11 protein-coding genes are annotated in these 9,268 nt (G+C 69.2%); all 11 read right to left on the bottom strand.

Annotated features, from left to right (window positions below; genetic code table 11):
* Nucleotides 1–1,491, bottom strand: a 1,491-nt coding sequence (locus DBR34_RS10370) for an MMPL family transporter (RefSeq protein ID WP_258223807.1), incomplete at its 3' end; no start/stop codon positions are given.
* Nucleotides 1,484–2,110: an outer membrane lipoprotein carrier protein LolA gene (locus tag DBR34_RS10365; RefSeq protein WP_128096729.1), complete on the bottom strand. Its 627-nt coding sequence runs from the start codon at nt 2,108–2,110 to the stop codon at nt 1,484–1,486. The genes DBR34_RS10370 and DBR34_RS10365, both read right to left, overlap by 8 nt.
* A complete protein-coding gene (locus DBR34_RS10360; RefSeq protein ID WP_128096728.1) occupies nt 2,107–2,529 on the bottom strand; it encodes a thioesterase family protein in 423 nt (140 codons plus the stop codon). The genes DBR34_RS10365 and DBR34_RS10360 overlap by 4 nt, the downstream gene beginning before the upstream one ends.
* Nucleotides 2,516–4,063, bottom strand: a complete 1,548-nt coding sequence (locus DBR34_RS10355) for an aromatic amino acid ammonia-lyase (RefSeq protein ID WP_128096727.1) — start codon at nt 4,061–4,063, stop codon at nt 2,516–2,518. The genes DBR34_RS10360 and DBR34_RS10355 overlap by 14 nt, the downstream gene beginning before the upstream one ends.
* Nucleotides 4,053–5,000, bottom strand: coding sequence for an acyltransferase (locus DBR34_RS10350; protein ID WP_128096726.1), 948 nt, complete (start codon nt 4,998–5,000; stop codon nt 4,053–4,055). Before DBR34_RS10350 ends, DBR34_RS10355 begins: the two co-directional genes overlap by 11 nt.
* Nucleotides 4,997–5,785 (bottom strand): glycosyltransferase family 2 protein, encoded by a 789-nt coding sequence (locus tag DBR34_RS10345; RefSeq protein WP_128096725.1) that lies wholly within the window; start codon nt 5,783–5,785, stop codon nt 4,997–4,999. Before DBR34_RS10345 ends, DBR34_RS10350 begins: the two co-directional genes overlap by 4 nt.
* The gene (locus tag DBR34_RS10340) at nt 5,778–7,463 is read right to left on the bottom strand and encodes an AMP-binding protein (RefSeq protein ID WP_128096724.1); all 1,686 of its coding nucleotides are present in this window, start codon (nt 7,461–7,463) and stop codon (nt 5,778–5,780) included. The genes DBR34_RS10345 and DBR34_RS10340 overlap by 8 nt, the downstream gene beginning before the upstream one ends.
* Nucleotides 7,456–8,007, bottom strand: a complete 552-nt coding sequence (locus DBR34_RS10335) for a hypothetical protein (protein ID WP_128096723.1) — start codon at nt 8,005–8,007, stop codon at nt 7,456–7,458. The genes DBR34_RS10340 and DBR34_RS10335 overlap by 8 nt, the downstream gene beginning before the upstream one ends.
* A 22-nt stretch (nt 8,008–8,029) precedes the next feature.
* Nucleotides 8,030–8,287 carry an acyl carrier protein gene (locus tag DBR34_RS10330; RefSeq protein ID WP_038685533.1) on the bottom strand — a complete coding sequence of 86 codons (258 nt, stop codon included), beginning with the start codon at nt 8,285–8,287 and terminating at the stop codon, nt 8,030–8,032.
* Nucleotides 8,288–8,306: 19 nt separating this feature from the next.
* A complete protein-coding gene (locus DBR34_RS10325; RefSeq protein WP_128096722.1) occupies nt 8,307–8,567 on the bottom strand; it encodes a phosphopantetheine-binding protein in 261 nt (86 codons plus the stop codon).
* Nucleotides 8,554–9,268: lysophospholipid acyltransferase family protein (locus DBR34_RS10320; RefSeq protein ID WP_146186811.1), on the bottom strand; the 715-nt coding region annotated here is incomplete at its 5' end. The genes DBR34_RS10325 and DBR34_RS10320, both read right to left, overlap by 14 nt.

Below are 9,268 nucleotides of genomic sequence, written 5' to 3'. Positions count from 1 at the left end.
CAAGAGCCTGATCGACCAGCAGATCCGCATCAGCCAGATGCTGGGCATGCCCAGCATCTGGCTGATGCGGATCTGCTGGTCGATCAGGCTCTTGGGCGAGGACTGCAGGCTGCGCAGGTCATCGTTGCTGTCCAGCCGGGCAATGCCCACGGCCGAGAGCAGCGCCGCCACGCCCAGGAAAATCGCGGCCTTGCGCCCGTGCAGGCGCGGCCAGCGCTCCAGCGTGCCGCCCAGCCAGCGCGAGAAGCCGGTGGTGCGGATCTCGCCGCCGTCCAGCCACGGGAACCAGAAGATCACGGTGAGGAAGGCGGCGGCCAGGCCGACCACCGAGAACAGCGCCATCTGGCGCAGCCCCGGGAACGGTGCCAGGCCCAACGCCAGATAGGCCAGCGCGCTGGTCAGCAGCGCCAGCCACAGGCCGGGCAGCAGGTGCCGCAGCAGGCGCCAGCGGCGGTCGGCCGGCTCGGCCTGGCGCGAGGCGAACCAGTGGATGCCGTAGTCCTCGGCCACGCCGACCAGCGACGCACCGAACACCAGCGTGAGCACGTGCACCTTGCCGAACACCAGCACCGTGACCGCCAGGGCCACGCCGCAGCCGATCAGCAGCGAGGCGGCCACCAGCAGGATCGGGCGCAGCGAACGGAACGCCAGCCACACCAGCAGCAGCACCGCCGCCAGCGAGCCCCAGCCGATCGTGTTGATTTCCCAGTTGGCCTGCACCGCCGCCGCTTCGGCATGCAGCGGCACACCGGCGCGCAGCACTTCCAGGCCGGGCGCGTGCGTGCCGGCCGCCGCGGCGGCCTGGTCCAGCAGCACGTCGATGTGGCGTTCGCCATCGAGCTGGAACGCCGAACCCACGGTGTCGTACTGCACGATCGACCAGTGCTTGCCGTCGGCCTCGAGCAGGCCGTCATCGCCCATCTGCAGGCCCGAGCCCAGTGCGCGTTCCTGCCACCACTGCGGCCACAGCGACAGCGGGTCCTGGCGCCATTCGGTCAGCCGCGGCGCGCCCATCGGGCCGTACAGGGCCGCCAGCGCGGCCTCGGCCAGGCCATCCACCGGTTCGGACTGCAGGCGTTGGCGTTGCTCACTGGTGAGCAGGCGGTCGCGGTACGGCGCGTAGAACGCACGCGCCTGTTCGAACCAGCCTTCGATGGAGCCGCTTTCCTGCAGCAACGCCTTGCCTTCGGGCGTCTGCAGCGCGCTGCGGAAGGCGGCTTCGGCTGCCTTGGTCTGCGCGGCGTCGCGGCTGCCCAGCAGCACCACGATCTGGCGCGCGTTGGCGTCGGCGATGCGGCGGGTGACGTCGGACAGCAGGCGGTCGTGTGCATCCTGCGGCAACAGCGCCAGGATGTCGGTATCGATCCGCGATTCGCTCTTCCACAGCTGCCACTGCTGCACGCCCAGGCCAAGCAGCACCAGCAGCCACAGCACGGCCAGCCAGCGCCAGATGCGCTGCAGGCGGCCGTTCGAATTCAGTGCGTCATTCAAACTTGCCGCCCTCTTCCGCACTCAACGCGGCCGGCGTTTCGCTCATGCCGGTGAAGTGGATGCGGGTGACATCCTGGTTGGCCTCGGTGATCTCCACCTCGCGCACGTAACGGTCGCCCTGCAGCTTCAGCCCGGTGAATACCTTGCCCAGCATCGCCGAGCGCGGGCTCAGCTGCATGCTCCAGCCGTTGTTCGGCCGGGCCTCCACCTTCACCGTGAACTGGGCCGACAACGCCTGTGCGTCGCCGCTCATCAGCGCGAACATGATCGCGTTGACCGAGCGCATCGCCGGCTGCTGGCGGCCGTCCAGCTCGACCCGGCTGCTGCCGTCGCGCTGGCGGCTGAGGATGCGGTCACGGGTGACCACCACTTCGGACGGGAACGGCTTGAGCGTGGTCCAGACCACGCCGTGGTCCTGGGCCAGCACGAAGCGCCCCTGCGAACGCAGCGGGTTCTTGAAGCCGGCCACCTGCTTTTCCTGGCTGAACTCGCCGCGCAGCACGCCCACCTTGGCCACGCGCTGCTTGACCAGATCCACATCGGCCGCGGGGGCGGCAAGCACCGGCGCGGCCACGACCAACGACACCAGCACGACCAGCGTGCGCAGCAGAGCGTTCATTGCACTTCCACTCCCAGACGGTCCCACAGCACGCGCGGGCACAGGTACAGCATTTCATTGGTGGCCGCGTCGACCGCCACCTGGATGGTGTGGGCGCGGGTCAGCACCTGGCCACTGTCGGCATCGAGGATCTCGTAGGCGATCTTCAGCCGGTTTTCCCATTCGGTGATGGTGGCGCGCACGCGCAGCGCCTGCCCGTACAGCAGCGGACGGATGTACTTCACCCGCGCGTCCACCACCGGCCAGATGTAGCCGGATTCGCGCATCTGCGGGTAGTCGTAGTCGTACTGCTGCAGCAGTGCGCAGCGGGCGACTTCAAAGTACTTGAAGTAGTTGCCGTGCCACACCACGTGCATCGGGTCGCAGTCGTGGAAGGTGGGCGACAGGCGCACCTCCAGGCTCAGGTCAGGGCTGGTCATACAGGCTCCAGCGCTGGCCACGGATGTCATCGAGCAGCGCGCGCAGCTCGCCGTCCAGCGCGCGGTCTTCCTCGACCAGCGCGATGCGCGCGCACAGGTCCTGGTACATCGCGTCCAGTTCGCCGTGCAGGATGGCCTTCATGCCTACCCGCTGGCGCAGCGCCACGCCCTGGCGGGCGGTGATCAGCAGCGCGGCAACCACCTGCTCGGTCAGTTCGATCACGCGCAGGCAGTCGCGCGCGGCGATGGTGCCCATGCTGACCTTGTCCTGGTTGTGGCACTCGGTGGAACGCGAGAACACCGAAGCCGGCATGGTCTGCTTGAGCGCCTCGGCGGTCCACGCCGACACGCTGATCTGCAGCGCCTTCAGCCCGTGGTTGATCGCCGCGCGCTCACCGGTGGCCGCCGACAGGTTGGCCGGCAGGCCGTGGTTGTAGCGCGCGTCCACCACCAGTGCCATCTGCCGGTCGAGCAGGTCGGCCAGGTTGGCGATGGTGTTCTTCAGCGCGTCCATCGCAAAGGCGATGTGGCCGCCATAGAAGTGGCCGCCGTGCAGGATGCGCTCGCCGTCGGCGTCGATCAGCGGGTTGTCGTTGGCGCTGTTGAGTTCGGTTTCGATCAGCTGACGCATCAACGGCAGGGCGTCCTGCACCACGCCGATCACGTGCGGGGCGCAGCGCAGCGAGTAGCGGTCCTGCAGGCGCTGTTCGTTGCGCGGCGGACGGTCGCTGTGCAGGTCCTGGCGCAGGCGCGCGGCGATCTGCATCTGACCCGGGTGCGGCTTGGCGGCGAACAGCATTTCATCGAAATGGTGCGCGTTGCCGTCGCTGGCGAGCACGTTGAACGCGGTCAGGCGGGTGGCCAGCCGGGTCAGGTAGTCGGCGCGGTCGTAGGCCAGGCAGGCCAGCGCGGTCATCACCGCGGTGCCGTTCATGATCGCCAGGCCTTCCTTGGGGCGCAGCCGCAGCGGGGTCATGCCGATCTCGGCCAGCACCTCGGCGGCCGGGCGGCGCGCGCCCTGGTACATCACCTCGCGCTCGCCACACAGCACCGCGGCCACGTAGGACAGCGGGGTCAGGTCGCCGCTGGCGCCGACCGAGCCTTCGGCCGGGATCAGCGGCAGCACGTCGTGGCGCAGCAGCGTGGCCAGCCCGTCCAGCAGCGGATGGCTGACCCCGGACATGCCGCGCACCAGCGAGGCCAGGCGCGCGGCGATCACCGCGCGGGTCTCCTGCGGGTCCAGGAACCGGCCCAGGCCGCAGCCGTGGTAGGTGAACAGGTGGTGCGGCAGTTCGGCCACCAGCGCCGGCGGAATGTTCACCGTGCACGAGTCGCCGTAGCCGGTGGTCACCCCGTAGATGACACCGTCCTCGCGCAGCAGGCGGTCGAGGAAATCGGCCCCCTTCTGGATGCGCGCCTGGAAGGCCGGGTCGTCGCTGACCACGGCCTGGGCCTGGCGCTGCGACAGCGCGACCACGTCTTCGATGGTCAGCGGCGCATCGCCGAAGCGGATATCGGGTGACTTACTTGCCATGAGATGCCTGATCCCAGAAGGGGAAGAAATTGAACCAGTCCAAGGGTGCCTGGGTGACCTGAACTTCCAGCCACCGGGCGAAATGTTCGGCCTGCGCGGTCAGCGCGGCGTCACGCGACCCGCGCGGCAGCACGATGCGGTCGCTGAAATGCTCGAAGCGCACGCGGTAGCCGTCGCCGTCGTGCAGGCAGGCCATGGTGTACACCGGGCAGGCCAGCGCCGAGGCCAGCACGTAGGCGCCGATCGGGAACTGCGCCACGTGGCCCAGGAACGGCGCCGGCACGGTGCGCCCGCCACGCAGCGGCACGCGGTCGCCGACGATGGCCACGAAGCCGCCGTCGTTGACCCGCCGCTGCAGTTCCACCGCGGTGGCCGGGCCCATGTCGGTAACCTGCATCAGCTCCACCGACGCCAGCGGGTCCAGCCGCTGCATCAGCCGGTTGAAGCGTTGCGCGTGCGCGGTGTGCACCAGCACGGTGATGCGGAAACCCGGCACCTGTTCGGCCAGCACCTGGCACAGTTCCAGGCAGCCGATGTGCGCGGTGAGGATCAACCCGCCCTCGCGGCGCGCGATCTTCTCCAGCATCAGGTCGCGCTGCAGGCGGATATGGTTGGGCGGGTAGCGGCCGCCCAGGCCGAGCAGCTTGTCCAGCAGGGTGTCGGCGAACAGCGCGAAGTGTTTCAGGCTGGTCCAGCGCCCCGGCACGCCGCCCAGCACGCCGGTGTGCGCCTGCAGCCGCTGCAGGTACTGCAGCGACGACTGCCGCGCCACGCGGTTGCCCAGCCAATGGCACAGCACCACCGGGTACACGCACAGGCGGAACGGCCAACGCCCGAACCAGCGGTGCACCCAGCACAGGAACAGCACCCCGGCAGCCGAGGTGGTCTCGCCCAGGTCGGCCCAGTGCGGGGCGTTGGCCGGTGCCGGTGCGGTCATGCGCGTGGCGCTCCGGCGATCCGTCGCCACAGCAGGCGCGGCGCGCGCCACAGCATGCCGAAGAACAGCCGGGTGTGCATGCGGCTGATGCGCACGTTGTCGCGCCACACATCGAAGTGCGACACGCCATCGCTGGGGTAGGTCACCCGGGTGGGCAGGCTGATCACCGGCACGTCGCGCCAGAACAGCCGCACCAGGATCTCGCTGTCGAAGTCCATGCGCCGGCCGATGGTTTCCTGCCCCACCAGCGCCGTCACCGGCGCCAGCGGGTACAGCCGGAAGCCGCACATCGAATCGCGGATCTGCAGCGACAGCGTGTTGATCCACACCCAGATGTGGGTGGCGTAACGGCCGTACAGGCGCGCCTTGGGCACGCTGTCGTCGTAGGCAGGAATGCCGCAGATCACCGCGTCGGGGTGCTGCCGTGACAGGGCCACGAAGCGCGGGATGTCGCTCGGGTCGTGCTGGCCGTCGGCGTCGATCTGCAGCACGTGGCTGTGGCCACGGCGCGCCGCCTCGGCGAACCCGGCCAGCATCGCCCCGCCCTTGCCCTGGTTCACCGGCAGGCGCAGCAGGGTGACCTGTGCGGGGTGGTCGGCCGCGAGGGCGTCCAGTGCCTGTGCGCACCCGCGGTGTGAGCCATCATCCACCAGCAGGCACGGCAGCCCGCTGGCCAGCACGCCGCGCACGACCGCGCCGATCGCATGCTCATGGTCGTAGACCGGAATCACCACCAGCGGCGCGAACGCCGCCGCCGGAGGACCCGCGCGCAGGGTCTCAGACATCGCCGAACACCACCCGGCCACTGGCATGCACGCCGTGGTCGGAGACATAGCGGAAGCTCAACACCGATTTGGCCGCGTCCCAGCCCAGGGTGAGCTGCAGGCAGTCGCCGGGGCGCGCCACATGCTGGAATTTCAACGCGTCCATGCGTTCGAAGCGCGGCGGCATGCTGAAAACATCGCGGGCATAGTGGATGGCCCAATCGAGCTGGACCACGCCGGGAAGGATCTTCGCCTGCGGGAAATGCCCGTCGAACGCGATCAGGTCGGCGTCCAGCGGCAACAGCAGCGCCGCGGTGTCGGCCTCGCGCTGCTGCCATTGGACCAGCGGGAACTGCGGCCGGAACAGCGCGGCCAGCGCGGCGAAGGTGACCTTGCCCTGTGCATTCAACGGCAGCGTGTCGACGAAGCGCCAGCGCCGCGGCCGGGTCACTGCATCGTGGCTGCTGGCCAGGTGCGCGCCCAGCGCCTGCGCCTGGCGGCGCCGCTGGGCGTCGTCCCAGCCGGCCACGTCGGCCTGCTGCGGTACCACCACGGCGGCCAGCTGTTCGCGCGCGCCCGGCAATACCAGCACGCGCACGTCCTGCACCGCCGGATGCGCGCGCAGCTGCTGCTCCAGCGCGTCCAGCGACACCCGGCGTTCTTCGATCTTGACGATACGGTCGGCGCGGCCGAGCAGGCGGAAGCTGCGCCCGGCGTCGGCCTCCACGCGGTCCTGGGTCTGCCACCAGTCGGTGGTGTCCAGGTGCGGGGAGGAGACCGCCAGGCAGCCGTCCTGGATGCGCCAGGCCACGCCGGGCAACGGGTGCCACTGCGGCTGCTCGGCACTCCACTGCCGCCAGGCGATGCCGCCGGTTTCGCTGCTGCCGAACACCTCGGTGGGGGCCACGCCAAGCAATGCCCGCGCCTGCAGCGCAGCGTCTTCGGGCAGCGGACCGCCCGAGGAAAACACCGCGCGCAACTGGCCCTTCAGCGAGGACCAGTCCAGTTGTTCGGGCAGGCGCTTGAGGTGGGCCGGGGTAGCTACCAGGACCGACGGCTGCCGCGCCAGCGCACTGACCAGGTCTTCATGGAAGAACCGCCGTGGCTGGATGGCGCGACCGGCCGCCAGCGGCCACAGCACGCGGAACAGCAGGCCGTAGATATGCTGGTGCGAGACCGTGCCGTGCACCTGCGTGCCTTCCAGCTGGTCGCCGAACGCGGCCTGCAGCGCATCCACTTCGCGCGTGAGCTGGCGCATGCGCTTGACGATCGCGCTCGGCGCGCCGGTGCTGCCGGAGGTGAACACCACCAGCTCCAGCCGGTCTTCGTCCAGCGGCAACAGGTCGCCCGCGACGTCGGCGTCGGCAGCGGGCTGCAGCGGAGCGTGGTGCGCGGGTACGTCACCGGCAAACCCGTCCACGCGCGGGCGCAGCGCGTCCAGCGTGGCCGGGAGGTTGTCGCCGCCCAGGAACACCCGCTTGCCGGCGTGCCAGGCCCCCAGCAGCGCGGCAGCGAAGGCCAGGGTGTCGTCGAAGTACAGCGCCCAGTCGCGTCCCGGCGCACGGGCGAACGCCCGCTGCCAGCGCAGCACCTGTTCGCGGAAGTCGGGGTGCGACACCGGGCCATGTTCGGCTTCGCCCACGATCCGGCCGGGCCGTGGCGACACCGCCAGCCGGTCCAATGCGATCCAGTCAACCATGCGCGTGCGCCGCCTTCACCCGTCGCCGCACCAGCCACTCGCCACCAAACAAGGCACCCATCATCACGTACGCCAACAATCCGTTGTACAGCGCCCAGACCTGGTTGGACGCCCACAGCGCCGTGATCAGGGCAAGACTTCCGTTGAAGACAAAAAAGCCGCACCACACCCAGGTGACACGGCGGGTATAGATCACCGCGAACGGTGGCAGGTCCGGTTCACCCAGCCGGGCCAGGCGTTCCACGGCACTGGGCGGGAAGCGCAGGCTGGTGGCGAAGATCACCAGCATCACCGCGTTCACCAGCGCCGGGTACAGCTTCAGCGGCAGCGCCTGGTTGAAGGCGGTGGCGACCAGGGCCAGCACGCCGGTGCCCAGCGCGGCCACCCACCACACCGGCTGGCGGGTGGTGAGCGCGCGCAGCGCGGCCAGCCCGAACAGCAGCAGCGACAGCCAGCGTGGCTCGAACCGGCCCAGCGACAGGTACACCACCAGCGGGTATGCCAGCGACAGCAACGCAAACGCCGCGACGCGCACCCGGACCATGGTCAGTGTCCTGCGGCCGCCGTCAGGCGGCTGCTTGACCGGGCAGCAGCCCGTGCACCACGTCGACGATGTCCTGCACGGTGCGCACGGCCTTGAAGGCCTCCGGCTGCAGGTTGCGGCCCAGCAACGGCTTGAGCTGCACGATCAGGTCGACCGCGTCGATGCTGTCGATGTCCAGGTCGTCGTACAGACGGGCCTGGGGCGTGATGCGCGCCGGTTCGATCTCAAAGCTGTCCTTGAGGATCTTGACGATGCGATCGAAAAGTTCGTTCTTGGTCATGGCAAATCCTGACGCGCCGTTACGACGACTGGCGTGCGGCGACAAACTCGCCCAGGGCACGCACGCTGGAGAAATGGCGACGGGTCTCTTCCGAATCCGCAGACAGGCTGACACCGTACTTTTTCTGCAGGGCCAAACCAAGTTCAAGTGCGTCAATCGAATCCAACCCCAGCCCCTCCACGAACAAGGGGGCCACCGGGTCGATGTCTTCGGGAGTGATGTCTTCCAGCGACAGCGATGAAATGATCAATTCCTTGATCTCGTGCTCAAGTGCCTGCACGGCTTGGTTCTCCAGCGAAGTCAAAGTAATGGGCAAGATGATCGGTCACGCGCCGGGCCGCCAAGGCATCCCCCCTGGGCGTGTCGCCGGCCACCGCCAGGAACGGGGCGATCGGGAGATCTTCCCCGACTTCCAGCTGAACGTGAAAACGCCGTGATGGCACACGATACCATTTCTGGCCCTTGGTCAGGGTAAGCGGGGTACAGGTGATCCTGACCGGGGTTATGTCCAGGCCGCCGCGCACGGCGATGTTGGCCGCCCCGCGCTGCAGGCGCAGCGGCTGGCCCGGCACGGTCCGGGTGCCCTCGGGGAAGATGACCAGGGTGCCGCCGGCCTTCACGGCGGCGATGCAGTCGTCGATCAGCCCCGCGCCGTCGTCGTTGGACACATACCCGGCCGCCCGCACCGGGCCGCGCATGAACGGGTTGCAGGCCACGGCCCGCTTGACCACGCAGTCGGCATTGGGCAGCTGGGCGATCAACAGCACCACGTCGATCAGGGTCGGGTGGTTGGCCAGGATCAGCAGCCCGTTGCGCTGCAGGCGCTCGGCCCCGCGTATTTCATAGGTCATCACGCCCAGCCGGTGCATCAGGCCCACGTGGCTGGCGAAGCTGAGCTGGACCAGCCGGCGCGCCAGCGTGCGGCGCCGGACCGGGTTGCGGACCAGGAACAGCAACGGGAACAGCACCCCGCCCAGCAGC

The organism is Stenotrophomonas sp. HMWF003 (assembly GCF_003061285.1).
GTDB classification, from domain to species: Bacteria; Pseudomonadota; Gammaproteobacteria; order Xanthomonadales; family Xanthomonadaceae; genus Stenotrophomonas; species Stenotrophomonas maltophilia_AP.
Note: the sequence above shows the minus strand (reverse complement) of the source record. Positions and strands in the feature narration are given on the sequence as shown.

Coding starts and splice junctions, on each gene's coding strand:
- DBR34_RS10330 (WP_038685533.1), bottom strand. CDS start 8,287: ATGACCAAGAACGAACTTTTCGATCGCATCGTCAAGATCCTCAAGGAC.
- DBR34_RS10345 (WP_128096725.1), bottom strand. CDS start 5,785: ATGTCTGAGACCCTGCGCGCGGGTCCTCCGGCGGCGGCGTTCGCGCCG.
- DBR34_RS10340 (WP_128096724.1), bottom strand. CDS start 7,463: ATGGTTGACTGGATCGCATTGGACCGGCTGGCGGTGTCGCCACGGCCC.
- DBR34_RS10355 (WP_128096727.1), bottom strand. CDS start 4,063: ATGGCAAGTAAGTCACCCGATATCCGCTTCGGCGATGCGCCGCTGACC.
- DBR34_RS10365 (WP_128096729.1), bottom strand. CDS start 2,110: ATGAACGCTCTGCTGCGCACGCTGGTCGTGCTGGTGTCGTTGGTCGTG.
- DBR34_RS10335 (WP_128096723.1), bottom strand. CDS start 8,007: ATGGTCCGGGTGCGCGTCGCGGCGTTTGCGTTGCTGTCGCTGGCATAC.
- DBR34_RS10360 (WP_128096728.1), bottom strand. CDS start 2,529: ATGACCAGCCCTGACCTGAGCCTGGAGGTGCGCCTGTCGCCCACCTTC.
- DBR34_RS10350 (WP_128096726.1), bottom strand. CDS start 5,000: ATGACCGCACCGGCACCGGCCAACGCCCCGCACTGGGCCGACCTGGGC.